25 protein-coding genes and 1 other RNA gene are annotated in these 25248 nt (G+C 43.4%); 6 read left to right on the forward strand and 20 right to left on the reverse strand.

What is annotated here, in order from left to right; all coding sequences use genetic code 11:
• Positions 1 to 144: 144 nt before the first annotated feature.
• Positions 145 to 1026 (forward strand): sulfite exporter TauE/SafE family protein, encoded by an 882-nt coding sequence (locus NFR43_RS05720; RefSeq protein WP_251547334.1) that lies wholly within the window; start codon positions 145 to 147, stop codon positions 1024 to 1026.
• A gap of 164 nt (positions 1027 to 1190) precedes the next feature.
• Here NFR43_RS05720 and NFR43_RS05725 read toward each other — a convergent pair whose 3' ends face one another.
• The 3 genes from NFR43_RS05725 to NFR43_RS05735 all read right to left on the reverse strand — a co-directional run bounded on the left by NFR43_RS05725 (position 1191) and on the right by NFR43_RS05735 (position 4334).
• The gene (locus tag NFR43_RS05725) at positions 1191 to 2051 is read right to left on the reverse strand and encodes a GRP family sugar transporter (protein ID WP_251547336.1); all 861 of its coding nucleotides are present in this window, start codon (positions 2049 to 2051) and stop codon (positions 1191 to 1193) included.
• A gap of 85 nt (positions 2052 to 2136) precedes the next feature.
• A complete protein-coding gene (locus NFR43_RS05730) occupies positions 2137 to 3615 on the reverse strand; it encodes a sensor histidine kinase (protein ID WP_251547338.1) in 1479 nt (492 codons plus the stop codon).
• Between the two features lie 2 nt (positions 3616 to 3617).
• Positions 3618 to 4334 (reverse strand): response regulator transcription factor, encoded by a 717-nt coding sequence (locus NFR43_RS05735; protein ID WP_251547340.1) that lies wholly within the window; start codon positions 4332 to 4334, stop codon positions 3618 to 3620.
• A 124-nt stretch (positions 4335 to 4458) separates the two neighbouring features.
• On the opposite strand from NFR43_RS05735, the gene ssrA reads away from it, so the two are divergent.
• Positions 4459 to 4833: a transfer-messenger RNA gene (ssrA, locus tag NFR43_RS05740) on the forward strand.
• A 99-nt stretch (positions 4834 to 4932) separates the two neighbouring features.
• Here the strand turns inward: ssrA and NFR43_RS05745 are convergent.
• The gene (locus NFR43_RS05745) at positions 4933 to 5589 is read right to left on the reverse strand and encodes a DNA alkylation repair protein (protein ID WP_251547342.1); all 657 of its coding nucleotides are present in this window, start codon (positions 5587 to 5589) and stop codon (positions 4933 to 4935) included.
• Between the two features lie 129 nt (positions 5590 to 5718).
• Between NFR43_RS05745 and NFR43_RS05750 the strand changes: the two genes are divergently transcribed.
• Positions 5719 to 6663, forward strand: a complete 945-nt coding sequence (locus tag NFR43_RS05750) for a Dyp-type peroxidase (RefSeq protein ID WP_251547344.1) — start codon at positions 5719 to 5721, stop codon at positions 6661 to 6663.
• 63 nt (positions 6664 to 6726) lie between these two features.
• On the opposite strand, the gene NFR43_RS05755 is transcribed toward NFR43_RS05750, so the two are convergent.
• From NFR43_RS05755 to cdaA, 9 genes are all read right to left on the reverse strand, one after another.
• Positions 6727 to 7269 carry an NAD(P)H-dependent oxidoreductase gene (locus NFR43_RS05755; RefSeq protein ID WP_251547346.1) on the reverse strand — a complete coding sequence of 181 codons (543 nt, stop codon included), beginning with the start codon at positions 7267 to 7269 and terminating at the stop codon, positions 6727 to 6729.
• 112 nt (positions 7270 to 7381) lie between these two features.
• Entirely contained in the window at positions 7382 to 7924 is a 543-nt protein-coding gene (gene apf, locus NFR43_RS05760) for an aggregation-promoting factor (protein WP_251547348.1), read from the reverse strand.
• 309 nt (positions 7925 to 8233) lie between these two features.
• Entirely contained in the window at positions 8234 to 9046 is an 813-nt protein-coding gene (locus NFR43_RS05765; protein ID WP_251547602.1) for a Cof-type HAD-IIB family hydrolase, read from the reverse strand.
• 19 nt (positions 9047 to 9065) lie between these two features.
• Positions 9066 to 10919 carry an acyltransferase family protein gene (locus tag NFR43_RS05770; RefSeq protein WP_251547350.1) on the reverse strand — a complete coding sequence of 618 codons (1854 nt, stop codon included), beginning with the start codon at positions 10917 to 10919 and terminating at the stop codon, positions 9066 to 9068.
• A 172-nt stretch (positions 10920 to 11091) separates the two neighbouring features.
• On the reverse strand, positions 11092 to 11403 hold the full coding sequence (locus NFR43_RS05775; RefSeq protein ID WP_251547352.1) for a hypothetical protein: 312 nt from the start codon (positions 11401 to 11403) through the stop codon (positions 11092 to 11094).
• Positions 11404 to 11602: 199 nt separating this feature from the next.
• The gene (gene glmS / locus NFR43_RS05780) at positions 11603 to 13420 is read right to left on the reverse strand and encodes a glutamine--fructose-6-phosphate transaminase (isomerizing) (RefSeq protein WP_251547354.1); all 1818 of its coding nucleotides are present in this window, start codon (positions 13418 to 13420) and stop codon (positions 11603 to 11605) included.
• A gap of 410 nt (positions 13421 to 13830) precedes the next feature.
• Positions 13831 to 15186 (reverse strand): phosphoglucosamine mutase, encoded by a 1356-nt coding sequence (glmM, locus tag NFR43_RS05785; RefSeq protein ID WP_251547356.1) that lies wholly within the window; start codon positions 15184 to 15186, stop codon positions 13831 to 13833.
• A 24-nt stretch (positions 15187 to 15210) separates the two neighbouring features.
• Complete coding sequence (locus tag NFR43_RS05790) at positions 15211 to 16053, reverse strand: CdaR family protein (protein WP_251547358.1); 843 nt, start codon at positions 16051 to 16053, stop codon at positions 15211 to 15213.
• Entirely contained in the window at positions 16043 to 16894 is an 852-nt protein-coding gene (gene cdaA / locus NFR43_RS05795) for a diadenylate cyclase CdaA (RefSeq protein ID WP_251547360.1), read from the reverse strand. The genes NFR43_RS05790 and cdaA overlap by 11 nt, the downstream gene beginning before the upstream one ends.
• A 186-nt stretch (positions 16895 to 17080) precedes the next feature.
• Between cdaA and NFR43_RS05800 the strand changes: the two genes are divergently transcribed.
• Complete coding sequence (locus NFR43_RS05800) at positions 17081 to 17692, forward strand: DUF1361 domain-containing protein (RefSeq protein WP_251547362.1); 612 nt, start codon at positions 17081 to 17083, stop codon at positions 17690 to 17692.
• A 54-nt stretch (positions 17693 to 17746) separates the two neighbouring features.
• Here the strand turns inward: NFR43_RS05800 and murB are convergent, their stop codons facing one another.
• Positions 17747 to 18646 carry a UDP-N-acetylmuramate dehydrogenase gene (murB, locus tag NFR43_RS05805; protein ID WP_251547364.1) on the reverse strand — a complete coding sequence of 300 codons (900 nt, stop codon included), beginning with the start codon at positions 18644 to 18646 and terminating at the stop codon, positions 17747 to 17749.
• A gap of 97 nt (positions 18647 to 18743) precedes the next feature.
• Between murB and NFR43_RS05810 the strand changes: the two genes are divergently transcribed.
• Positions 18744 to 19280 (forward strand): 3'-5' exonuclease, encoded by a 537-nt coding sequence (locus NFR43_RS05810; protein WP_251547366.1) that lies wholly within the window; start codon positions 18744 to 18746, stop codon positions 19278 to 19280.
• 46 nt (positions 19281 to 19326) lie between these two features.
• Here NFR43_RS05810 and NFR43_RS05815 read toward each other — a convergent pair whose 3' ends face one another.
• From NFR43_RS05815 to NFR43_RS05830, 4 genes are read right to left on the reverse strand one after another with little or no spacing between them, the layout of a single operon-like run.
• Positions 19327 to 19839 (reverse strand): GNAT family N-acetyltransferase, encoded by a 513-nt coding sequence (locus NFR43_RS05815; RefSeq protein ID WP_251547368.1) that lies wholly within the window; start codon positions 19837 to 19839, stop codon positions 19327 to 19329.
• Positions 19836 to 20288, reverse strand: a complete 453-nt coding sequence (tsaE, locus tag NFR43_RS05820; protein ID WP_251547377.1) for a tRNA (adenosine(37)-N6)-threonylcarbamoyltransferase complex ATPase subunit type 1 TsaE — start codon at positions 20286 to 20288, stop codon at positions 19836 to 19838. The genes NFR43_RS05815 and tsaE overlap by 4 nt, the downstream gene beginning before the upstream one ends.
• A 2-nt stretch (positions 20289 to 20290) precedes the next feature.
• Complete coding sequence (gene pta, locus NFR43_RS05825; RefSeq protein WP_251547379.1) at positions 20291 to 21256, reverse strand: phosphate acetyltransferase; 966 nt, start codon at positions 21254 to 21256, stop codon at positions 20291 to 20293.
• A gap of 22 nt (positions 21257 to 21278) precedes the next feature.
• Positions 21279 to 21968, reverse strand: a complete 690-nt coding sequence (locus NFR43_RS05830; RefSeq protein WP_251547381.1) for a uracil-DNA glycosylase — start codon at positions 21966 to 21968, stop codon at positions 21279 to 21281.
• Positions 21969 to 22088: 120 nt separating this feature from the next.
• Between NFR43_RS05830 and NFR43_RS05835 the strand changes: the two genes are divergently transcribed.
• Positions 22089 to 22643 (forward strand): LURP-one-related/scramblase family protein, encoded by a 555-nt coding sequence (locus NFR43_RS05835; protein ID WP_251547383.1) that lies wholly within the window; start codon positions 22089 to 22091, stop codon positions 22641 to 22643.
• Between the two features lie 61 nt (positions 22644 to 22704).
• Here the strand turns inward: NFR43_RS05835 and NFR43_RS05840 are convergent, their stop codons facing one another.
• Positions 22705 to 23874, reverse strand: coding sequence for an AEC family transporter (locus NFR43_RS05840; protein ID WP_251547385.1), 1170 nt, complete (start codon positions 23872 to 23874; stop codon positions 22705 to 22707).
• Between the two features lie 32 nt (positions 23875 to 23906).
• Positions 23907 to 25244 (reverse strand): formyl-CoA transferase, encoded by a 1338-nt coding sequence (gene frc / locus NFR43_RS05845; protein ID WP_251547387.1) that lies wholly within the window; start codon positions 25242 to 25244, stop codon positions 23907 to 23909.
• Between the last annotated feature and the right edge of the window lie 4 nt (positions 25245 to 25248).

Below are 25248 nucleotides of genomic sequence, written 5' to 3' on the forward strand. Positions count from 1 at the left end.
AATCATATCTGTTTATGAATGCCTTTTCAATATCTAAAATTAAAAAACACGAATTATTCTGATTTTCTTTACGATTACGCTTATTTCTTCAGATTGTTAATCATGCTATACTAATAGGCACGAGTAAATTTGTGAGGAAAAAAGATGATCTTAAAAATAGTTCTGGGCCTGGTCCTAGTTTGTATCTTATGGTTAGCATATGAAATCATTCGCCACGCCAAATCCGATCCTACAAGCCGGGTCTTCAAATTTAATGTGGTTGGTTTCCTGATTGGGGTAGTTACTGACTTTGGTGATACCTTAGGAATCGGGAGTTTTGGAACCACGCCACCGCTCTACCGGCTGACCCATTACATGCCCGATGAACGCTACTTGCCTGGTACCCTGAATGCCATCCAAGCCATCCCAACCATGATGGAATCGTTCTTCTTTATTACCGCAGTCCCGGTCGAGCTGCCAACCCTCATTCCCATGGTAGTCGCTGCGGTACTGGGCTCTTACGCCGGAAGTCGCGTCGTGGCACGTTGGGAAACCACTATTATCCAAAAAGTGATGGCGATCGCCCTGACCATCACCTCACTATTAATGTTAGCAAACAAAATGGGGTGGATTGGCCTGCTTGCGACTCATAATAATTCATACGGCCTGCATGGTTGGCTACTCGTGATTGGCATTGTTGGTAACTTTATCTTTGGGATTTTGATGTCAGCGGGGGTCGGTCTGTATGCCCCATGTATGGTTTTAGTCTACCTTCTCGGGATGAAGCCAATTGCAGCGTTTCCAATTATGATGCTCTCCTGTGCACTATTAATGCCGGCTGCTAGCTACAATTTTATTCGCGAAGACCGGGTATCTTACCGTGGTGTTTTTGGTTTCATCATCGGGGGAATCCTTGGTGTTTACGTTGCAGCAACATTCGTCAAAAGTTTGCCAATGCATATCCTGACCTGGTTGATCGTCGCGGTTTGTTTGTGGACAGCTTACCAACTTTACCGTTCCGCCAAAATTACCCAAAAACAAATTTAGAAACAATCAAGGGGCTGTGACATAACCCCTCTAACCTAGCTGTAATACGAACAACGCAGTACAACAATAGGGCTCCAACATCCGGTAAAACCGAATGCTGGAGCCCTATTGTTGCTTTCCCGCAAGGGGAGGACTAGCTACGCCCCCTCTTTTTTACGTATATCTTAAGCAAACACAGTGGCAACGGCACCAATCACAACTAATACTAAACCAATCATCGTGTAACGCATTTCAAATGATGACTTGCTTTCGTGCAGGAAGTAAATACCACCAAGCGTCGAGATGATGACGTTCATTTGGCTAAAGATAAATGCAACCGTGATTCCAATTGCCCGAGCACCAAAGATGTAGCTAAGTCCGGCAACACCCCACAACAATCCAGACAGGATGTTAGCATACTGACCACGTTGCTTAAATACCTTTGGCCCCTCTGTAATAAGTTGGTAAATTGTGACCCCAATCAAGATTCCCATTGTTTCTGGCAAATAAATGGCGATTGAATCCGTGTGGGCCAAAACCGGAAATTGTGGAAAGGCAGAATAGATCACATAACCAATCGTCGTCAGCAGCAAAAAGATCACGTCCTTAGCAGTGACTGACTTGCCAGATGACCGATCAGTAATCGAGGTCAACATCGCCCCAACGACAACGAAGGCTAAGGCAATGAAACCAATCGCGATTTCTTTAGTACCCCGCCATTCATGAAAGATGCAAACACCAACTAGTGTATTACCAATCAATTGGAAAGCCGTGGAAAGCGGCATGGTGTTGGAAACCCCAATTTTCTTCATGGAAGCAAATTGGCCAAACTGACCGATAGACCAGCAAGCCCCAGATACAATGGCAACAATAAATGGTACTAGATCAATGGATGGACGCATGAGTAGCATGCTAATAACTGAAACAATCAATGCCCCCAATCCAATACCAAAGACTTGATTACTGGACGAGCCTCCAACCTTGGTCGAAATTAGTGGCATGATCCCCCAGCAAACAGCTGGAATTAAGGCAATTAAGTATCCCATAGTTCATTCAACTCCCGTTTCTCAAATTAAATAACTGTTTTAGGATACAATGAAAGCGCTCAATTGACAAGCGCTTTCATAAAATTTATTCAGTTTTTTGATGATCAGTTGACCGATCAGGGAAAAAGATGGTGAAAGTCGTACCGTGGTTGACTTTACTCTTCACCGTGATTTTTCCGTTATGCAATCTGACTAATTGACGAACGAGTGACAAACCAATTCCAGACTCACCATATTGGGTATTCATCCGTGAACGATCCGCTTTATAGAATCGTTGCCAAATATTTTTTAATTGCTCATCACTCATCCCAATCCCATTATCGGTTACTGAAAATTGGGCTCCCTTTGGAAGACGTTCACCAGTAACCTTAATGGTACCATTTTTAGTAAATTGAATGGCGTTTTGAATGATGTTAAACATGATTTGGACAAAGCGGTCCATGTCCGCATAGGTCCGGAGGGGGTGCGGTGATTTCACAATAATCTCGTCACCCTGTTCTTTAGCATTTGGTTCCAACTGGTCCTTTAAATTCCCCAGAACTTCACTAGCATCAAAGATTTGACGATCCATCCGAATTTGGTTAGTTCGGATCTTTTCATAGTTCAAATTATCATTGACCAACCGAATTAAGCGCTTAGTATCTTTTTGCATTAATTCGATACTGTGTTGGCGATCCTCTTCAGGAATTGCGTCAAAAGCCAATCCCTCGAGTAGACCATTGATGGTCGTCAAAGGGGTCCGCATTTCGTGGGCGGCGTCTGCCAAAAATTCTTTGCGCCGTTCCTCTTGAGCCTTGATTTCCTCTTGTGAAGCCTGCAGGGAATCTGTCATCTTATTAAAACTATCACTGAGTTCATCTAATTCATCTCGATGGCCAGTTTGTAAGTGAATATCATAATTCCCTTCAGCAATTTCGTTCGCCGCATTCTTCATCTTATCAATCCGTTTCTTGAGTGACTGGGCAAACAAGAAACTAATCGTCAAGGCCACAATAAAAGCTGCCGCAAAGGCAATCAACATCTGTTGGAAAATATGTTCATAAATTTGCCGCGCTGTTGATGAAAAGGTACTGATGTTCACCACCGCCACCAATTTATGGTTAAAAAAGTACGGCTTGATGATCCCAATCATCTGCGGAATCGGCATATTCTGGTGATTTTTCTGTAATACTTGGGTATTCGGGTAGGCAATCCGCTTCTTAATCATCTTACCCTGTCGTAATTTTTTCCAATCCGCCTTACTGATTTGCGCCGTATAACCCTGACTATTGTCATACCGGGTCTGCCCCTTAGCATCCAACACCGCAAAGTAGACGTGCTGACGTGATAACAATTTCGACTTCGAATCAATGGCTTGCTGTTGAAAGCCGACAATTTGATTCGTTTTTTTATTAATAATAACTTCATCGTCTTGGATTAAGCTATCTGCATACTGTCCCAATTGAAACCAAGTTTGATGATACATTGTTTGATCCGTGACCCGAACAAAGGAAATCACCAAGATCGTTCCCAGGACGACAATCACTGTCACGTAGCCCAGAATTTGCCGCCAAATTAGTTTCATTGCTATTGGACCTCACTATCATCAAACTTGTAACCAACGCCCCACACCGTTTGAATCACTTTGGGTCCGACCTGTTCAATCTTTTGACGGAGCTTTTTGATGTGCGCATCGACCGTTCGTTCATCACCGTAATATTCGTAATTCCATACCAATTGTAGTAATTGTTCACGACTAAAGACCTGCTTGGGCTTGGAAGCCAACGTTTTGAGCAGGTCAAATTCCTTCGGTGTTAAATCTTTGATTGGCTGGTCATTTAAGTACGCTTCGCGCGTCTTGGTATTTAATTTAAAGTGGGCAGTTCGAATATCGAAGTCATCGGCCGCATCATTAGTAGCTGCCTGAGGAGCCCCCATCTGGGAACGACGGTGTAAGGCCTTAATTCGGGCAATTAAGGTCAATGGACTAAATGGCTTCGTGACATAATCATCCGCCCCCATTTCAAGTCCTAAAACTTGGTCACTTTCCGAATCACGCGCGGTCAGCATAATCATCGGGATGGTTGGCGAAACGCGGCGGATTTCCGCGGCCACCTGCATACCATCCATTTTCGGTAAATTGAGATCCAGTAATACTAAATCGTAATCTTGGCCTTCATCCTTAAACACTTCGACAGCTTGTTCCCCATCATATGCGAACTCGACATCCCATTGTTCCTTTTTAAAAAACATCGACATCATTTCGCATACCGAGCGATTGTCTTCCACCATTAAAATTTTCACGATGCAACCCCCGTTTTTAAGTATTTGTTTCTACCTTATAATTATTTTTCAACAAAGTCTATGAAGATTTTTTGAAATTTTTGAAATTTGACAAGATTATTGGTATAATATTTCTACATGTTTTGGGGATGTTTTTGGATTCGACGGGTATAGGTTGAGTCTTAACTGCACTTCGAAGGTTGCGTCTTCGTAAAAACGCTCAGTTTTAAATTATAACTGCAAACAATAATTCAAACTCTTACGCATACGCTGCCTAACCGGTAAGCATGTGTAAATCCGGCCGGGTTCGTCCACGGTTCGTTTCCGGGTTTCATATTTAGTGGACTTACGTTACTAATTTCCGTTTGTAATTAGTAAAAGAGATTGATCAAGCTAGTTTGCTATGATGGCCTCGATTAGCGGCGGGTTAGCAGGCGAAATTTAAATAGTTAATCTATGAGTGTAGAGGTTAGGATGGCAATATGCTCGGACGTGGGTTCGATCCCCACCATCTCCATAATCAAAGCCCGTAATACGTTGCTAAATCAACGTATTACGGGCTTTTTAACTCTATGCATACAACGCTCGACCAATTCACACAGTCGAGCGTTGTATGACTTTATAAATACTTACTACCCTCACGGATCGACAATGGTGCCATTGCGTCACGATGGGTTGTAATAAATTGCTGCACCCAACGCGGGTTCGTTTTTGAATAGTCACGAAGGGCCCACCCAATGGCCTTATTAATGAAAAATTCACGACGATCTAAGTTGTTTTCAATTACCTTCGCGAGCAAGTCAATATCCATTTTATCTTTACGGAGTAACTGGTGTTCAATTGCCACTCGACGAACCCAGATATCTGGATCCAGTGACCACTGAAGCATTAACTTGCCAACCCGCCGATCGTGTAACCCCACCTCACCAATCGGTTTAATAAGGCTGTCAATCGTATCCCACCACTGCTTGCTCCGCACAAATTTTTCAATCCGTGGAAGGTCATCAAACGTTACGAATTGTTTGAGGGTGATTAAATAATCACACACGACATATTGAAACTCCCGGTGGGGTTCTGCCCAAGCTTGGTTTAAAAATTGCCAATCAATTTTCTCCCGCTTTTTCTCTGCTAATAGTTCTCGACGGTAGACGCGCTGCCGAGTTGCACTTTGGCATCCATAAAAGTGAAACTGACCTTTCAAATACGCCGCCATTTGTTTGGCCAACTCTGGATTAGCTACTGCCGCAAACCGTTCCTTTAATTCTCTAACCTGCAAAATTTTTCTCCAATCAAATCTCTAGAATGCTCACCCATTATCGGTGAATTTGATGCTTTCGTCAACTTGCCCTTGTTTAGAATCATGCTAAAATAGTAGTGAAATTTAACCGTGAAGGGAGCTCTTTTTATGTCAGTTAAACCAGAATTAGCACAAGACGTTTGGAAAGATGCCGGAAAAAACGTTTTGTTCACCACCTTTGAACTCAAACGTGAGGATCAAGCCAAGGATCAGGAAGCGATTCAGGACTTTGTCGATCGTTATCAGGCCATTATCCGTTCAATGCGGATTCGCGCGGATGGTGAAAACTTACGAACTGCGCTTGGCTTTAGCAATGCCGCTTGGGATTACCTCTTCCCGGATGCACCAAAGCCAAAGGAACTGGAAACCTACAACACACTAAAGGGGCCAAAGTACACAATGCCCGCTAGCAAAGGCGATATCTTTATCCACCTGCGTGCAGATAGCGAAGCTGTGCTATATGAAATGATGAGTCAAATTCGCCTCTTTCTCAAGGACTTTACAACTGTCGTTGATGAAACCAAGGGTTTCCGTTACTTTGAAGGACGTGCCATTATCGGTTTTATTGACGGCACCGAAAATCCCCAAATGGAAGATGCCGCTGATTATGCCATCATTGGCGATGAAGATTCATTCTTTGAAAATGGCTCTTACGCCTTTGCACAAAAATGGCACCATAACATGGATATTTGGAATCATTTGACCACGGAGACACAGGAAAAGGCCGTTGGGCGCAAGAAGTTCTCCGACCTCGAACTAGAAGATGAAGACAAATTCAAGAATGCCCATAATGTGACTTCGCAAGCTACCATCAATGGTGTCGAACAAAAAATTGTCCGGATGAACGTACCTTATTCTGATCCTGCTAGTGATAATACGGGAACTTACTTTATCGGTTATGCCCGTCACTGGACGGTCACTAAGACCATGTTGCAAAATATGCTTGACCAAAATGACTACCTCTTGTCATTCTCTGACATTCTGTCCGGTCAAGTCTACTTTATTCCTTCACGACCTTTATTAGATAAAATTGCTGACGGCGAATTAAATTAATTTCCCACAAAAACAATGGGGCCCAGTGAAATTGGTGATCATCATCAATTTCACTGGGCTTTTCTACTTTTCCCCAATCGGTTGTTTGGGTAATTCGTCCTTGTTAACTAATTCCGCATATTCTGTCGTTGCCCGGTCTAAGTCATCAAGTTCGTAAACGGTAAACGGCTCGCAATATTGCACCCCCAAATGGATACTCAAAACCTCAAATTGGCGCAATAATTCTTTGAGAGTATATTTGTATTTACCCGCTGTCGTAAAATCGTAGGATGGTTCAGAATAGGCAACAGTAACCATTAATTCTTTTCCGTGAAGAATCTCACCACCTTGTGGTCCCGAATGTAACCAGTAGTCATCAAGAACTTGCTCTTTCCATGACTGAACCAGTGCCGGCGCACTGTACCATTTCAACGGGAATTGGAAAATAATTCGATTAGCGCTTTCTAAAACATGCCGCTCCTTTTCTACATCAATCGGCAAATCATGATACAGTGCATACATATCTCGAACATCAACATTCCGGTTCTGCTGGGCAGCTTTAACGAGGCGCTTATTAACCAATGAATGGTCCATATCAGGATGAAATAATAAAATAACAGTTTTCATGACCAAAATACCTCCTGCCCAGAACGGCTTTTATAGTAATAATAGCATGAAAAAAAAGTAGGGCTCAACGATCTTTTAGATCGCACCCTACTTTGCAATTCATCGTTAAATTTTAGTACCAACCATTTGCCATCCAAAATTGTTGTGCGGCAGTCCAGGATCCGTAGCGGTTAGCAACATATTGATCAGCAACCTTTTCTTGGTTTTCTGGGGAAAGGTCACCATTAAGGTAGGCAAGGCTCAATTGGTATTTACCATAGTACTGACCATTTTGTGCCGTGTATTGTCCACGTGATTCGTGATAAGCAATCCAGTCCTTAGCAGCTTGGTCAGCGGCAGATAAGTTAGAAGAGCTATTAGTTGATGGAGTGTAGTCCGTTTGTTCAACCTTAGCGGTACTCTTCGTCTGCTTATTGCTCGAACTCTTAATCACTAATTTTTGACCGACATGAATCGTATTGATGTCTTGGAGATTGTTCTTTTGGGCAATCGTGTCAACGTCCACATTATTGAACTTGGCAGCAATTGAAGTTAGGGTGTCTCCATTTTGAACGGTGTAAGTCGTGTCAGCATGTGCAATTGCAGTAGTTGCAATGACTCCCAAAGTAGCTGCACCAAGAGTTGCACTCATCTTCAATAGATTCTTGTTTAACATAAAGTATAAACCATCCTTTACAAAATCTTTCTTTATCAACGATGTATATCATACAAGCGTGATATTACTAGTTGATTGCAATCATTTTGCTTTTTACGACGGTCGCTAAAAATTTTGTAACATTCTGTAATAATTGGCATAAATCACCTATAAATCTTTTATTATTTCGTTAGCTTTCGCCCATTCTATTGGGAAAAGGATATTTCAAATTTTTATTAGTGAATAACTACACAATCTTCACAAAAATAACTAAAAAAGTTGCCTTTTTCTTGAAAATTAAGGCAACTTTTACTATTTTTTACTCGAATATTACAATAAGGTTGCAAATTTTTTCTCAAGGTAATCTGCGACCCCATCTTCATCATTACTGGTAGTTAAATGATCTGCGACAGCTTTAACCTCTGGTAAACCATTCGCCATCACGACGCCGTCACCAGCAGCTTTAATCATTCCCAGGTCATTATCAGCATCCCCAAAGGTCATTAAATTACTAAAATCAAGTCCAAAGTGATCTAATAAATGTTTTAACCCGGTGGCTTTATCGACGCCCTTTGGTAGATACTCCAAAATATGTGGTTGTGACTGGACAACCGTAAAGTATTCTCGTAACTCAACAGGGATTGTTGGGATGATCTTTTTCAGGCGTTCAGCCGGAATTGCCATTACCATCTTTGCATATGGATGGTCGCCCTGTGGTAATTCAGCGAATTTTGCGTCCACGAACTCAATATGCTTAACCGTACCTTTATACAAGCCCCGCGGCATATCCATAATTTCATAAACCCGATTAAAGTCTAAAACATCTAATGAGTAATCATGTTCATGCGCAAAATCAAACACCAATTTCAGGTCAGCAGCTTTGAGTCCCATTGAAAACAACGGTTGCTTAGTAACGTTGTTAACCACGAGCCCACCATTGAAATTAATGGTAAAATCATCCGGCGCTGTTAAACCGAGCTGTTCGATGTAATTCCAAATGGCGTTGATCGGCCGCCCTGTACAGAGGACAACCTTAATTCCTGCCTGGTGGAGCTGGCGTAAAATTTTTTCATTTCTTGGACTAATCTCCTTATCGCTATTCAGTAAGGTATTATCCAAATCTAACGCAATCATCTTAATCATTTTAATCATTAAATTTCACCTACTTGAGAATACTTTTGACGATCAATCTGGTAAATTGTACATTCCCGTTGTCATTCATATGAACGTTATCGTCAGCAAACCAGTTTGAATGGGAAGCACTTTGCTGATTCCAATCAACCACGTGGATGTTTGAATGCTTTTTGGCGGCCTGTTTAATCTGGTTATTCACGGTCTTTTCCCATGATTTAGTCGGCACATGGGCAGTGATCCAGTAAATTTGGTGTCCCTTCCCAATTGATTGAATAATCTGGTTGACCGTTTCGCTGTTCATTGCACCATTAGTACCAAGGTTGAGAATTACGATCCGGTTAAGATGACCGTTAGCCTTAAGATCTTTGATCACTGCCGGCGCATCGCTTCCTTGCCGCCCCACTTTTGCTTCTACATAAGCGTGCGGCACCACCTGTTGGATACTATCCGAAGCATCCGCCATCACCGAATCACCAATCGCCGTGACTTTTAATTTTGAAGCGTGTTTTAGTTCTTTCTTAGAAAGTCCGTACTTTTTCTGTAACGACTTGCTATTCACGTCAATCTTCGGTGCTTTTCCTTCAGCAATCAGCTTATTACGGGCAGCTGTCGCATGCCGACTTTGTTTAATCCTAGTTTGTACCTGAGTAGTCTTTGGCGCCCGGTCCGGTGTCGTAAAACCAGCCACGGCAACAAAGAACACCAGTAGTGCAGGAATAATCGCTAACCATTGCTTCCATCCCCGCCGTTTGACATCAAACCAGTTAATAATGGTCAACGGCAGATCCCGCCATGAATAGTGTTTCAATGGCCGTTCAATAAAGCGGTATGACAATTCACTAATCACAACGATCAGTAATAATTCAATGACTGCGTTCATAATTGGGTGCGCTCCAATCTGTACTTTGGCTTCATAAAAGATCATCACTGGGTATTGGTAGACATAAATACCGTAGGAACGTTCACCGACCCATTTAAAAAATGGATTAGTTAACCACCGGTTCATATCTGCCCCGGGGTGAACAATCGTTGCCAATAGCAACATTCCAACAAAGCTATAGGCAAACATCGCACCATGGTAGGTTTGGGGAACCTGGCCATTTGAAATAAAGAAACTCAAAATGGTAAGTGCTAAAGTCACAATGCCGACCGTGTTTAACAGCCGCGTCGCACTTTTGTTTAACCGTTCATTTAATTGTTCCCGGGGCCAAATAAACGCTAGCCAGGAACCCAATAAAAGTGAAAACGCCCGAGTGTCGGTACCATAATAAACCCGGTTAATGTTTTGCGGACCAAATAATAATGCCATTTCGACGGCCGAAAGGATCGCTAACAATAATATTAACCACTTGACTACGCGCTTACTAAAAAACCGGAGGAGTAGTAATAAAATCAGCGGCCATAAAACATAAAACTGTGCTTCAACGCCCAAGGTCCACAGGTGAGTAAACGGTGATTCGCCACCAAAGCGGTCAAAATACGACTGACCATTAAAGATTTCCCACCAGTTGTATACCCACAATAAATTGGTAACAATGACGGCCTTAATATGGTGCAACTGCATGCGATCAAAGAGAGTGATGTAAGCAGTTGTAAAGACTAACATCGTCACTAAAATTGGGTAAAGTCGGCTAAACCGCCGTTGATAAAAGTGCACTAAATCAATGCCACCACGATCACTCTTTTTCAACAATTGGTTGGTAACAAAATACCCCGAGATTAGCAGAAATAGCGGAACCCCTAAAAAACCACCAACCATCATATTCGGTAGTAGGTGGTAAATAATGACTCCTAAAACGGCAATGGTCCGCATTCCATCAACACCGGTAACATATCCATGATGTCGGGACCGTAATTGGTCTTCCTCAAAAGCTGGGCGCATGAGCTTAACTCCTCCTCAATTCATTCGCTCAAATACTTTATTATTATAGTCATAAGACCCTGTCACGTACAGGCCATTTCATGATAAATGACGATTTTAATTGCGGATTTGTCTACAATCTGGTCTAAACCAATTCGATTAGAATCGCTGATTTCATCTTATGAATTAATTTTTAGCCAACATGATTTTCGGCCATAATCGCCGACACTAATTCATCCATCTCCGCATTGCGTTTCCATTCTTCCCAGTGGTCCATGGACTCATCCTGCATCTCATAATGTTCGTTAATAAACCGCTCGTACTTAATGACATTTTGCGAATGTGGAATGTTCAGTTTTAAAATCCGCACCTGTTTAATATAACCACGCTCTGCGGCTAACTCAGCCCGTCCATTATGGACCATGTTACCAATTTCAAAGTACTTCGTTCCATCATTACGGGTAATTTCTTCAATTAAGTCTAAAGTTCCTGGTTTCTCTGCCATTCTTACTCACCTCACCCATTCATAATAACAAAAAAATCACCGCCATGGGGACGGTGATTGGCATAAGAGAGAAAGAGAATTGATTAGAAGGTAATTATTAATACCTTATGGTTTTATAGTACCCCTCATTGTAAGCGCTGTTAACAATTAAAGCAAAAATAAACGACGATTTTCCAATCGCCGTTTATTAATAATATGATTATTGAACGGTAACGGACTTGGCAAGGTTCCGCGGCTTATCAACATCCAAGCCCTTCCCTAAACTAGTGTAATATGCCAACAGTTGCGCAGGAATGACGCTCAATAATGGTGTCAGCATTTCATCAACATCGGGAATCACGATCGTATCGTCTTCTTTAGCAAGGTGACGAGATACAATCGTCAGCGTGTTAGCACCACGCGCTTCTGTTTCCTCCAGGTTGCTGCGGGTTAATCCAGCAGTTCGCTCTTGGGTAACGAGTGCAATTACCGGAGTGCCCTTTTCAATTAAGGCAATTGTCCCGTGCTTTAATTCACCAGAGGCAAACCCTTCGGCTTGAACATAGGAAATTTCCTTCAGTTTTAATGCCGCTTCTAGAGAAACCGACCAGTCAATGCCACGACCAATGTAAAAAGCATTGCGTGGTTTGGACAGATAATGAGCCGCTAAAGATTCAAAGTCATCTTTACTATCAGTAATTGCTTGAATTCCATTAGCAACGCTACCCAATTGTTGTTTCAAAGCAAAGTCTTGGGCAGACTTGATGTGACGATATTCTCCAAGTGCCTTGGCGAGAATTGCTTCAACGGCAATTTGCGCGGTATAAGCCTTAGTGGAAGCCACCGCAATTTCTGGGCCGGCGTAAAGTAACAGTGTATAAGTAGCTTCCCGGGAAAGCGTTGATTTATCAACATTGGTAATCGTCAAGCTTGGCCACTGATGTTCATTAATGTGGACCAAAACTTCACGACTATCGGCGGTTTCACCACTTTGTGAAAGGAAGATAAAGAATGGTTTCTTGGACAATAATGGTTGTTCATATGCAAATTCAGATGAAATATGAACCGTGGTCGGGATCTTGGTCAAGCGTTCAAAAATCCGGGCGCCAACCAATCCCGCGTGATAACTTGTTCCCGCACCCACAATATAAATGTGGTCAGCATCGTTCAGATCCTTGAGCAAGTCTTCATCGAGTTTTGGTTGGTCACCTGTAAAGTATTCTTGAACTAATTTCCGCATGACAGCTGGTTGTTCATCAATTTCTTTGAGCATGTAGAAAGGATAAGCGCCCTTGTCAGCCGCAGTTGGGTCCATATCGACGGTAAAGGTCTCACGAGTTTTCTCATTCCCATCGAGGTCTTCAATCTTTACTGAATCAGGCTTCACAATTACCAATTCATGGTCATCAATTTCCATGAAAGTGTTCGTTTGTTTCAGCATCGAAGTGGCATCTGAACCAACCATGTTATAGCCGTCAGCCAGGCCAACCAGCAACGGACTCTTGTTTTTTGCAACAAAGAGCGTATCGGGTTGCTCGCGATCCATTAATACGAACGCGTATGAAGAATCTGGACTGATCAAGCGGATCGTCTTCAATAATGCTGACTTAGTGTCTAAACCATAGTCGGTCACAAATTTATCAACTAACTGAACCACGACTTCAGTGTCAGTTTGACTCTTGAAGGTCACATCCGCCAAGTAGTGTTCCCGCAGTTGTTGATGATTTTCAATCACTCCGTTGTGAACAAGGTAGAATCGCTTGTCCGTTGAATATTGAGGATGGGCATTCACTTCATTTGGTTCGCCATGGGTTGCCCAACGAGTATGACCGATCCCGGCAGTACCGTGAACGTCTGGAGTAATTGCTTCCTCTAAATTACTAATCCGACCAGGACGCTTAACTAAGTAGTCATGTCCTTGCTGATCGTTCACGTAAATTCCAGCAGAATCATAACCACGATATTCCAACCGCTTTAAACCATCGATTAAGATGGAAACACTTTGGTCACTCCCAGTAACACCAACAATTCCACACATAATTAAATTCCGTCCTTTAAATTAAATTTCCAAAAATTGGTATAGATAACTAATCGGTTTTTATCAATTTTGTATCGCTTAGACAATAACAATATAGTAAAGATATTCACAAAGAAAGTCAATAGATTTATCCAAAATTGGTCTACAATGTGCAACCGATTGCTCACCGCTTTTTCCAAAAACTTTTCCGTCCTCTGCGATGTCGCGAACCTGATAAAAGGGAGCGTGACAAGCGTGACAGAAGTCGTTTACGACTTCGTAGTCACGCCCCCGTCAACGCGTAGCTGTTCCCTTGCGGGAAAGCAACAATAGGCTCCAGCATTCGGTTTTACCGGATGTTGGAGCCCATTGTTGTACTGCGCTGTTCGTGTTACAGCTATCTTTCAGAGATTATGTCACAACCCCTAATTTTATTCAACTGCCAATTCTGCTTGCGCCACTTCTGCAATTTTCGTGACATAGTTATGAACCAATTCCTTGGTTGGCGCCTCAGCCATAATCCGCAGTAATGGTTCAGTCCCACTTGGCCGAACTAAGACGCGACCGTCACCATTCATTTCGTCTTCCACTTCCTTGATCACTGCTAGTAACTTTTCGTTTTTCATCGCAGCCTGCTTGTCAGCAACCTTAATATTAACTAATTCTTGTGGGTAAGTCGTCACATCTGCAGCTAGCTCGGCCAAACTCTTGCCAGTTGTTTTTATGACTTGTAATAACTGCAATGCCGTTAACATTCCATCACCAGTCGTGTTGTGGTCAAGGAAAATAATGTGGCCAGATTGTTCCCCACCAAGGTTATAGCCATTTTTCAGCATCTCTTCAACAACGTAGCGATCGCCGACCTTGGTCTTGACGCTCTTCATACCATGAGCTTCTAGTGCCTTGTACATCCCGAGATTGCTCATCACAGTAGTAACCACCGTATCCTTTTTCAAACGACCATTTTCATCCATATTTTTTCCACAAATATACATGATCTTATCACCATCAACGATGTTCCCTTCCGCATCAACGGCAATACACCGGTCACCATCACCATCAAAGGCGATCCCAAGGTCGGCCTGATTGTCAACGACCGCTTTCTGCAGTCCTTCAGGATGGGTGGAACCACAGTTCAGGTTGGTATTTAACCCATCCGGGTTGTCATTAATTGGAATAAAGTCAACTTCGACATCGGCAAATAAACTAGAAACGAAGTCACTGGTGGCCCCGTTAGCAGCATCAACAACGACTTTTAAACCAGCCAATTCGGTTGAAATTGTTTGTTCGAGGAATGAAGTATATTTAAGGGCCCCTTCTTTATAATCTTCCACCGTACCTAAGCCGTCATCAGATGGCCGTGGCAACGTATCTTCAGGAGCATCTAAAATTTGTTCAATTTCATATTCCAATTCATCAGATAATTTAAAACCATCGCCACCGAAATACTTAATCCCGTTGTACTGAATTGGGTTATGCGAAGCAGTGATCATCACTCCAGCATCAGCTTCTTGGGCCCGAACTAAGTAGGCAACCCCTGGCGTCGTCACAACACCTAACCGCAACACTTCAATCCCGACAGACAGCAATCCAGCAATCAGGGCATTTTCTAACATTTGTCCAGAGATTCGCGTGTCACGAGAAACCAAGACTTGGGGACGTTTCCGTTCGGAATGACGGGTTAAAACATAACCACCGGCACGCCCCACCCGAAATGCTAATTCAGGGCTGAGATCACGATTGGCAACTCCACGGACCCCGTCTGTTCCAAAATATTTTAACTTCATTATTTTTCACCTATCCTATCAATCTTAATCATTGCTACTGCTACTTGATTCAGTAGTTTGACTTGCACTAGTGGACCGCGCACTAGAACTCGAACTATCACTATTTTCCCCGGACGAACTACTGCTTGAAGATGAGACATCATTTCCATTTTGCTTGGTAACCGGTACTTCGACACTAATGGAACTTGGCATGACGACCACATTCACTGTCCGACCTTTCTTGTCAATTGCTTGCAACGTAATTTGCCGACTAAAGTTTGCTTTTGCATCCTTTGGCACGTCCACGTAAGCAATTACCTTGGCAACCTTCTTAACTTGGCTCCGTGCTCCAGAGATTTGCACGGTCTTCAATGCTGGCTTCGGTGTACCAACCTCGTATCCATCACTGACGGCCTTAGAATTCAATTTAACTTGAACTGGCGCCGTAATCGTGCTCCGTGGTTGGACGTTGACCTTAATCGTCTGTGGGGTGACTTTCGAACGTAATTCGGAATTCAAACCACTTACCTTCAAAGTCACGGTGTGATTTCCCGTCCCCAATTTAGTTAAATCAGCATACACCTTGAAGTTTTGGGTATTAGAAACCGTCGTCACCAACGCGGATGGCCCTGATACACGAACCTTCACGTATTGTGGATACCCAGTAACCACATACTTTTGTGAGTTCATTTTTAGGTCCAGTGGCATTCTAACGTTGACGGATTTATTCGACATTAGCGCGCTCCCACTATCTGAACCACGGGTAGTTTGACGGAGAAAGCCATTTTTATCGCTATTCACGTACATAAATAGAAAAACTGCTAACACAAGTGAGGCTAATCGCAAAAACCAAACGCTGCCAAAGAATGAACCTTTTTTACCGTTCACGATGCTTCCCCCCTTGCAGATGAATCTTCGTGAGTAAGTCACCAAATAGGCCCAGATCCTTGTGTTCATCTTTTTCCTTGTATAAATGAGCACGTAAGAATTTCAGATAGTCCTTTTGTGACATATTCCTCAACAGCTCGTTATCCTTGGTAATGGATACTTCACCAGTTTCTTCTGAGATGACAATCGTCAAGGCATCTGTGACTTCACTAATCCCAACCGCTGCTCGGTGACGAGTTCCTAATTCTTTTGGAATCAGTTTACTATCCGAAAGCGGCAAATAAGCTGCTGCGACCGCAATGCGGTTATTCTTAATGATCACTGCCCCATCATGAAGCGGTGTGTTGGGAATAAAGGTATTGATTAACAATGCACCGGTAATATCAGCATCAAGCGGAATCCCGGTTTCAATATATTCTTCCAGTCCCGTATCCATCTGAATACTAATCAAGGCCCCAATCCGTCGTTTCGACATGTATTGGATGGCTTGATCCAGCTGTTGGATCATTTCCTCTTCCTGCTCATTGGCAGTCCGGTTGCGCGCAAACAAGGTACCGCGACCAAGATGTTCCAACCCCCGCCGAATTTCCGGCTGAAAAATAACAACAATTGCGATTACACCCCAATTAATGACCTGGTCCATCAACCATGAAACCGTACTCAACCCGACGTACCAGCTCACCAACTTAATTAACAGAATCACTAAAATTCCCTTAAAAAGCTGAATGGCCCTGGTGCCCCGAATCAGCATAATTAGCTCATAGATTAAGAACCAGATCACCAGGATGTCAATCAAGTTAATCAAATTTCGCCACGTTAATAAAGTAGCGATTGTCTGCATTGATCCAAAACCTCCGATCCTAAACTACCGTTTAATTATATCATTTTCTTAAGGTCACGCAATTTAAAGGCCAAACGCTATCATTAAATTTTCAGTCCGGTATAATAGTTACTGTGAATTGAAAGGAGCGTGGTCGGTATCAACCATTTGACAATTTCATACCGCTGGCAAGTCCGGTGCTTTTTCTTGGCATGGATCATTTTTCTAAAAGTGGTAATGAAGAGCCCTTATGATTTCATGGCCTTGAATACCTTCTTAGGTTACATTCCGATCGAAATTAGTTTCCACCTACCTAAAATCGCCGACCGGCGTTCACTCCTCTTTTGGCTAGCCAGCTTGCTTTGGCTCTTATTCTATCCCAACGCTCCCTACGTTTTAACTGACCTCTTTCACCTGTCCTGGCTCCATCCCCATACCAATGTCAGTGGCATCCTGCGTTCCGCACCCTCAATGTGGTTAATCTTTGCCATCATGATTATTAGCGCCTTTTGCTGCGTCTTAATCGGCTCACTAGAGCTCTTGAATACGAGTAGCCTCATTGCTAAAGTGATCAGTCCCCGTCACCCCCAGTTGAGGTACCTTTTAATGGTGATTTTTACCTTTTGCTCGAGTATTGGGATCTACATTGGTCGCTTTCTGCGATTACATTCGATCTATATGTTAATCACCCCAAGTTGGTTTTGGCGACAAATTCTAAGCGCCATTTCATGGAATGCCTTTCTCTTTGTGATGATCATGACCGTTTTACAATTAATTATCTGTTGGTTCGTCCATTTGCTACTTGTCTTACGAAATTGAATTTAGACAAACTAAGGCCCTTACTCCGTTAACGACGGGGTAAGGGCCTTGATTTTACTTATCACGACCGATGATGCGGACTTCGGTTTCCAGTTCGACGCCAAACTTCTCTTTGACCACTTGTTGAACATGATGGATCACATTGAGATAATCGGTCGCCGTCCCATTGTTAATATTGACAATGAATCCAGCATGCTTTTTGGAGACTTGGGCACCACCTGAAGTATAACCTTGCAATCCAGCATCATGGATCAATTTGCCGGCAAAATATCCTTCGGGTCGCTTAAAGACGCTTCCACATGATGGTAAGTCTAATGGTTGTTTAGCAGCCCGGCGTGCATTTAAATCATCCATCTGGGCCTTGATAGTTTCATAATCGCCTGGTATCAAACCGAAGTCAGCTGACAACACGATCAGATTTTGGTCTTGAACAGCACTGTGCCGGTAACCAAAATCAAGCTCCTGGTTGTTCAGTTCAAAAATATTGCCATCCCGATCCATGACGGTTGCCTTAGAAATGACGTTTCTGGTTTCACCACCATATGCACCAGCGTTCATGAACACAGCACCACCGACACTTCCGGGAATTCCCGCTGCAAATTCGATCCCACTCAAGGAGTGATCACGGGCCACCTTCGTCACTTCGATGTAGGCAGCACCAGCATCTGCCGTCACAGTGGAATCACTAACAGAAATGTCCTTCATCGCTGTCAGGATTAATACCAATCCAGCGATGCCGCCATCCTTAACGATCAAATTACTGGCGTTACCAAGCACGGTAATCGGTAATTGCTGTTCCTTAGCATACGTTACTAACTGTTTCATCTCGTCAACATTCTTGGGAAATGCTAACCAGTCCGCCGGTCCCCCAGTATGGGTAAACGTGTACTGTGATAGTAAGGCATCTTTTTTGATGTTAATTTCAGGGAAAGTTGTTTGAATGTTTTCAGTCATGTTGATTAATCCTTTTTATATTGATATCTAATATTGTATCATTATAAAATGAGATTTAAACTACAGGAATTGAGTAACTGATCAGGAGACGATAATTTTGAACTTTATTGCAATGGATTTTGAAACTGCTAATTCCAAGCGTTTTAGCGCCTGTTCCTTATCGCTGGCGATTGTGCGCCAAAATAAAATTGTCGATGAATTCTATTCGTTAATTAATCCCCAAACCGATTTTAGCTGGCGCAACGTCCAAATCCACGGTATCCATGAAGCCGATGTTGCAAACGCCCCCACATTTCCTGAAGTCTGGAAACACATTGCGCAATTTTATACACCCGACAAGCTGGTCATTGCCCATAATGCCACCTTTGATAATAGTGTTTTAAAAAATACTCTTCAACATTATGGAATTGTGGCACCAGCCTACCAAACACTCGATACCCTGCGCACCAGTCAAAGGTTGTTCCCCCAATTACCTAACCACAAATTAGATACAGTTGCCGCCGCTTTGAATATCGACCTCCACCATCATCACAATGCCTTAGATGATGCGCAAGCGTGTGCTGATATTCTCATTAACCAGGCCGAAAGCTTTGGCCGTCAACAAATTGAACCATTCATTAAAATGTATGGCTAAATACAGCAACGGGGCTTGGAAATGACTTCCAAGCCCCGTTATGTGGTTATGAATCAGAACCACCGTATTCCATTAAGATTGCTGGGCGCTCCTGACCGTTCGCGTCTTGCTCTTTAGTTTGGTCAGTTTGGGTAAAAGCAAATTTTTCGTACAAATGAATCGCCCGCGGATTATCGGCAAAAACATCGAGCACTAAGTGTTCTAAAGTACTAAAGTTTTCATACCAATAAATTGCTTCATCGACCAGCAGCGAACCAATGCCCTGATTCCAAAACTGCTTTAAAACTGCAACCCCTAGTTCACCAGCATTAGCGGAGCCATTTAATTTAGTCACCGTCACAATGCCCACCGGTTGCTTGCCAAGCATGGCCAATAAAACGAAGCAATCACTCCGCTGGTCAATTTCAGCTAACGACATTTCCTCATCCGCAACCGACAAGGATGACAATTGTGGAATCATCACCACATTGGTTTCTTGATTAATTTGGCGGAGCAGATCAAGAACCGGACCGGCGTCCGTAATCGTGGCAACTTTTAAAGTAATTTCTTCGTCACTCATAGTTCTTCCACCAATTTGGTAAAGTGCTCACCTTGTGGATTCAGCGTTAAAATCCGTCGTTGATCCTCATCAGTGCGCTGGAAAGTAATTGATAAATATTCATCAGGTAGTTCATCTGCGGCAAACTGTGCCCACTCTACAACACTGACACCGTCACCGTCAAAATACTCATCAAGGCCCAAATCAGCGGCCCCACCGTTTTCTAAACGATAAGCGTCCATATGATAAAGCGGCAACCGGCCGTCCTGGTACTCCCGAATAATTGTAAAAGTGGGACTCTTAATCACTTCGCTAATACCGAGGCCCCTGGCAATTCCCTTGGTAAAAGTTGTTTTTCCAGCACCCAGGTCACCATTTAACACAATAACATCGCCAGGTTGCAAATTGGTCGCTAGGCGTTCGCCCAAAGCGATCGTTTCCTCACGACTGTTTAACGTTAACTGTTTCATCGTTATTCAACCCGTGCGGCCGTAATTAAGGCCACTTTGTAAATTTCATCTTCGTTCGTTCCACGGGACAAATCGGCGATTGGCGCATTCAGTCCTTGCAGAATTGGGCCGACGGCTTCAAAACCACCAAAGCGTTGGGCAATTTTGTAACCAATGTTTCCTGATTCCAAGCTTGGGAAGATAAAGACATTGGCATGTCCTGCCACCTCTGAGCCAAGAGCTTTTAATTTGCCAACTTCTGGAACCAGGGCCGCATCAAATTGTAATTCACCCTCAACTTTTAAGTCCGGGTGAGCGTCCTTAACAAGCTTCGTGGCGTCAGCCACCTTAGTTACTAACTCACTCTTCGCAGAACCCTTTGTTGAGAAACTCAGCATTGCAACTTTAGGGTCTAGGCCAAACACCTTCGCTGTTTCTGCGCTTTCTACCGCAATTTCTGCCATCGTCGGTGCATCAATTTCGATATTAATGGCACAGTCAGCAAAAACGTACCGTTGATCACCCTTTTGCATAATAAAGGCCCCACTAATCCGTTTGACACCTGGTTTAGTTTTAATGATTTGGAGCGCAGGCCGGACAGTATCCCCAGTTGGGTGGACCGCTCCAGAGACCATTCCATCAACTTTGCCCATGTAGACCAGCATGGTTGCAAAGTAACTGATGTCTTCGAGCATTTTGTCCACTTGTTCAGGCGTATTCTTACCCTTCCGCCGTTCCAAAAGTGCCGCGTGCATAGCAGTCTTGTCATAGGTTGCTGGGTCAATGATTTCAATTCCAGTTAAATCGAAGCCATTCTCCTGAGCAATTTGCTTTAATTGATCTGGATTTCCCAACAAAATTGGTTGGAGCACATCGTCATGTTTTAGACGAATAGCCGCGCCCATCACCCGCTTGTCTTCGCCTTCTGGAAAAACGATGGTCCGGTTTTGCCCCTTTAATTCAGTTGCCAGTTTTTCAAAAATATCCATTGGTAAAACTCCTTTCCAATCATTACTGTACATCAACATGCGCTGGTAGTTGCCAATCAATGGGTTGTTCCCCCATTGCCTTCAAAGCTTCATTAGTGCGGGAAAATGGCCGCGAACCAAAGAAACCACGGTTGGCAGATAGCGGACTGGGATGGGCTGATTCTAAAACAATATTAGTATCAGTGTTGATCAATGTCTTTTTGGCCTGTGCGGCCCGTCCCCACAAGATAAAGATGACAGGTTCGGGACGATCCGACAACGCTTTAATGGCCGCATCAGTCAAGCGTTCCCAACCATGACCACGGTGGGAAAAAGCCTGACCATCACGAACCGTCAACACTGAATTCAACAGCAGTACCCCTTGATCTGCCCATTTTTTGAGGTAACCATGTTGTACTGGTGGATAGCCCAGGTCATTTTGTAATTCCTTATAGATATTTTGCAGCGATGGCGGAATTCGTACACCCGGCAAAACCGAAAAGCTACAGCCATGAGCCTGGTGAGGCCCGTGATAGGGATCCTGCCCTAAAATGACCACTTTCACCTTACTAAAGGGCGTCCATTCAAACGCCTCGAAAATATGGTGCATTTCCGGATAAACCGTGTGGTGTTGATATTCATTAATTAAAAATTGCCGCAATTGCTGGTAGTAATCAGCTTCAAACTGTGGTTTTAAAACTGGCCACCAGTCATTATGAATTAATTGTTTCAATGCAATCCACCTCGACAATATTTTACCATAATCCCCCTGCAGACTTCGGGAAAACTGTTCAATTATCTTCACAACTGCTAAAATAGTAGTAAGAAAGTTAGGAAGAAAAGCGGTGAAACCATGCGAACTCTTTACCTCAAGAACCGGGCTAATGATCGTTCGGCCACCATCATTCATGATAATCTCCATGAAGCCCGTTACCTGCTGACCGGAAAATGGGGCCTGCGCCACGATGCCTTGTCCTTGTATACAATGCAGGGTGATTTATTAGCCGAGATCAAACAATTATCATTAGGGATGCTGCCCAAATTTGGTATTTACGTGAACCACCACCGAATCGCGACCATTTGCAAATCGCTCGGTTTCGTGCGGGAGTTCATTTATATTCGTGACCTTAACTGGGTAATTATGGGCAATGCTTTAAACAACCATTACCGAGTATTCCGCAATAATCACACCGTTTTTACCATGGAACCTGAAAAATCATCTGGTGGCCTCTATTGCCGCCTAACCATTAATCAGGAGTCAGACGAACCCGTGGCCATCCTAGTCGGCTGCGTCCTCAATCATTGGGCAGGAACCCGAGTTACCCGCCGGATGAAAAAGTTGTTACCCAACCGGCAATTCCGCCGTGGGGCAGTGCCCGAATTGGGCTGCTACAAAAAGTTAGATTAAAAAATCCTCCTGATCAAGTTGCATAGCAACAATGATCAGGAGGATTTCTATTTAGAATCACCTAAAACATTTTGGCAATGATTGGTAACAACCAGATCCAGAACAAGCATGAAACGGCAAACCCGATCGTAGAAATTGCAACAGAGCTAGCCCCTTCTTTAACGTAAATATTATAACGACTGGAAATAATAATTCCGGAAAATGCAGGCGGTAAACCAGTTGCCAAACAAAGCATTGAAATCTTCGTTGGATCAGAGCCCATGCCGATTAGGTATGATACCAATACGATAATCGCTGGCGTCAAGAATAACCGGAAGAAGGTGTTCCAAAGAGATTCTTTAGAAATTGAAAACTTAACTGTCGAGAGTGCTAATCCGGCTGCTAAAACGGCCACCCCAGAATTAGCCTTCGCAATCAAATCAAACGTTGGATCCCAAGAAGTTGGCACCTTGATCCCGATCAAAACTAGGATGATCGCTAACAGTGGAGCCGCGGCAACTGGTTGTTTAACAGCATTCAGGACGGCTGACCAGGTTGAATTGCTTTGCTTTTCCTGTTGATTATGGTAATCCACTTCAGCACGCACTAAATCAATTTCCCGATCAACACCCTTTTCACGAAGTGCCTTTGCTTCCGCGTCCGTAACTGGAACACCATCGGCCACAGTCACCATCTTAGTTTCAGGAGTTTTATTAGTCCCCTTTTGTGGAAGCTTAACCGTGACTTGTTGACCACCGTTGGTTGTCGCCACTTTTTTCCGATCATTGGCCTGCCCTTTGTTAATCAAAGACAGACCAATCGGAATCGTGACCGCATTCACGACAATGGAAACAATTCCAATTACCAAATTGGTGGTGACGTTATTGCCATAAATTGGATCCAACACGGCGAAGCCTAAGAAACCGATCGTTGGTGAACCAGCAATCAATGCACACACGGCTGCTTCTTGGGTGCTCCGGTGAAACATCACTTTATCCAGGACATAACTCAATAGAAAGAGTCCTGTGACTCCGACAACTGAAACTAACGTTAAACGAATATCCTTCGCAAACATTGCCCGCGATGCCTTCACAATGGAGACAAACAATGCCGCTGGTAAGGCAATATTCAAAACTAACTTGTTCATCCCTTGACGTTGATCATCATCGAAAAAGGTTAACTTACCGCAAATGTAACCTAAAATCATGATAATCAAAATTGGGATAATATCATTAACTAATATATCTACCATTTTTGACCACTTCCTTAAATCTGTGGTACTGATTATTCACCCTTGATAACTTTCCGCCGAGGATTTTGTGGCTTCTTCACTTTGGAAATCACGCCTTCGTCAGCCAAAGAACTAATTTGGTCATCATCGTAACCAAGGCTCTCCAAAATTTCTTTGTTGTTTTCACCTAAATCAGGGGCACGTTTATATTCCGGCTTGTAATTGGAAAGGGTAAATGGTAAACCAATGGTCTTGAACTTGCCCCGGTTACCACCTTGATCAATTGTAATGATCGTCCCGTCTTCATTCAGGTCAGGGTCATTTTCAATTTCATGCCAATCCAATACTGGACCAACTGGAATCCCAGCGGCACCCAGCGTCTTGGTTAATTCATACTTGTCATATTGCTTAGTGTATGATTCAAGCAATGGGTATAATTCTTCCTTGTGCAATTGACGGTGTTGCCAGTCAACAAACCGTGGATCGTCAATCCATTCAGGGTGGCCCATCGTGTTGGCGATTGCTGCCCAACTCTTGTTGCTATCCTGGATAACAATGTAAACATAGGCGTTCGGATCATTTTCCCAACCCTTTGCTTTATAGGTCCAACCAATTACTTGGCCACCTTCAGTGTTTTCGCCACGTGGAATGGCTTTGCCCCACTTGAAGTTTGGATAAACTGCGTAGTGAGGTAAGGCACCTAAGTTATCGAGCATGATTTGGTCACGAAGCTTAATCCGTGCTAAGTTCAAGACCGCGTTTTGCATTGACTGGTAAACAAAGGTACCTTCTCCAGTCCGTTCCCGTTGCATTAAAGCAGCTAAAATGCCGATCGTTAAGTGCATTCCTGAATTGGAATCACCTAAAGCAGCAGCTGATTGAGTTGGGACGTTATGTTCGCCCTCATTCCAACCAGTGGCAGAAGCAGCTCCACCGGCAGATTGCGCAACCGGTTCGTAGGCCTTGACATTTTCAAACCGTGAGCCAGCGTTAAAGCCCTTCAAAGAAGCCATGATCAAACGTGGATTAAGCTTATGAACGTCTTCCCAACCAAAGCCGGCCCGGTCCGCAGCACCTGGGCGAACGTTTTCGACAAAGACGTCAGCCTTCTTGAGTAAGTCATCCATGATTTTCTTTCCTTCAGGTGACTTAATGTCCAACGTCAAGGACTTCTTGTTGGCGTTTAATTGCAAGTAGTAAAGGCTCCATGAATCTTGAATGTCTAACAATTGGTTCCGGGTTGGGTCACCAGTGTTGGTCCGTTCAATTTTAATGACTTCGGCACCGAGCCAAGCCAACAATTGGGTACAAGATGGACCAGATTGCACTTGCGTCCAGTCAACAATTTTAATGCCCTTCAGTGGAGCATATTCACTATTTTCTGTTGTCATAAGA

The sequence above is a fragment of the Limosilactobacillus caecicola genome (assembly GCF_943192935.1).
GTDB classification, from domain to species: Bacteria; Bacillota; Bacilli; order Lactobacillales; family Lactobacillaceae; genus Limosilactobacillus; species Limosilactobacillus caecicola.

Excerpts from the sequence above, each read along its gene's own strand:
- NFR43_RS05720 (WP_251547334.1), top strand. The coding sequence starts at position 145 with ATGATCTTAAAAATAGTTCTGGGCCTGGTCCTAGTTTGTATCTTATGG.
- NFR43_RS05725 (WP_251547336.1), bottom strand. The coding sequence starts at position 2,051 with ATGGGATACTTAATTGCCTTAATTCCAGCTGTTTGCTGGGGGATCATG.
- NFR43_RS05730 (WP_251547338.1), bottom strand. The coding sequence starts at position 3,615 with ATGAAACTAATTTGGCGGCAAATTCTGGGCTACGTGACAGTGATTGTC.
- NFR43_RS05750 (WP_251547344.1), top strand. The coding sequence starts at position 5,719 with ATGTCAGTTAAACCAGAATTAGCACAAGACGTTTGGAAAGATGCCGGA.
- NFR43_RS05755 (WP_251547346.1), bottom strand. The coding sequence starts at position 7,269 with ATGAAAACTGTTATTTTATTATTTCATCCTGATATGGACCATTCATTG.
- apf (WP_251547348.1), bottom strand. The coding sequence starts at position 7,924 with ATGTTAAACAAGAATCTATTGAAGATGAGTGCAACTCTTGGTGCAGCT.
- NFR43_RS05765 (WP_251547602.1), bottom strand. The coding sequence starts at position 9,046 with ATGATTAAGATGATTGCGTTAGATTTGGATAATACCTTACTGAATAGC.
- NFR43_RS05770 (WP_251547350.1), bottom strand. The coding sequence starts at position 10,919 with ATGCGCCCAGCTTTTGAGGAAGACCAATTACGGTCCCGACATCATGGA.
- NFR43_RS05775 (WP_251547352.1), bottom strand. The coding sequence starts at position 11,403 with ATGGCAGAGAAACCAGGAACTTTAGACTTAATTGAAGAAATTACCCGT.
- glmS (WP_251547354.1), bottom strand. The coding sequence starts at position 13,420 with ATGTGTGGAATTGTTGGTGTTACTGGGAGTGACCAAAGTGTTTCCATC.
- glmM (WP_251547356.1), bottom strand. The coding sequence starts at position 15,186 with ATGAAGTTAAAATATTTTGGAACAGACGGGGTCCGTGGAGTTGCCAAT.
- cdaA (WP_251547360.1), bottom strand. The coding sequence starts at position 16,894 with ATGCAGACAATCGCTACTTTATTAACGTGGCGAAATTTGATTAACTTG.
- murB (WP_251547364.1), bottom strand. The coding sequence starts at position 18,646 with ATGACTGAAAACATTCAAACAACTTTCCCTGAAATTAACATCAAAAAA.
- NFR43_RS05815 (WP_251547368.1), bottom strand. The coding sequence starts at position 19,839 with ATGAGTGACGAAGAAATTACTTTAAAAGTTGCCACGATTACGGACGCC.
- tsaE (WP_251547377.1), bottom strand. The coding sequence starts at position 20,288 with ATGAAACAGTTAACGTTAAACAGTCGTGAGGAAACGATCGCTTTGGGC.
- pta (WP_251547379.1), bottom strand. The coding sequence starts at position 21,256 with ATGGATATTTTTGAAAAACTGGCAACTGAATTAAAGGGGCAAAACCGG.
- NFR43_RS05835 (WP_251547383.1), top strand. The coding sequence starts at position 22,089 with ATGCGAACTCTTTACCTCAAGAACCGGGCTAATGATCGTTCGGCCACC.
- NFR43_RS05840 (WP_251547385.1), bottom strand. The coding sequence starts at position 23,874 with ATGGTAGATATATTAGTTAATGATATTATCCCAATTTTGATTATCATG.
- frc (WP_251547387.1), bottom strand. The coding sequence starts at position 25,244 with ATGACAACAGAAAATAGTGAATATGCTCCACTGAAGGGCATTAAAATT.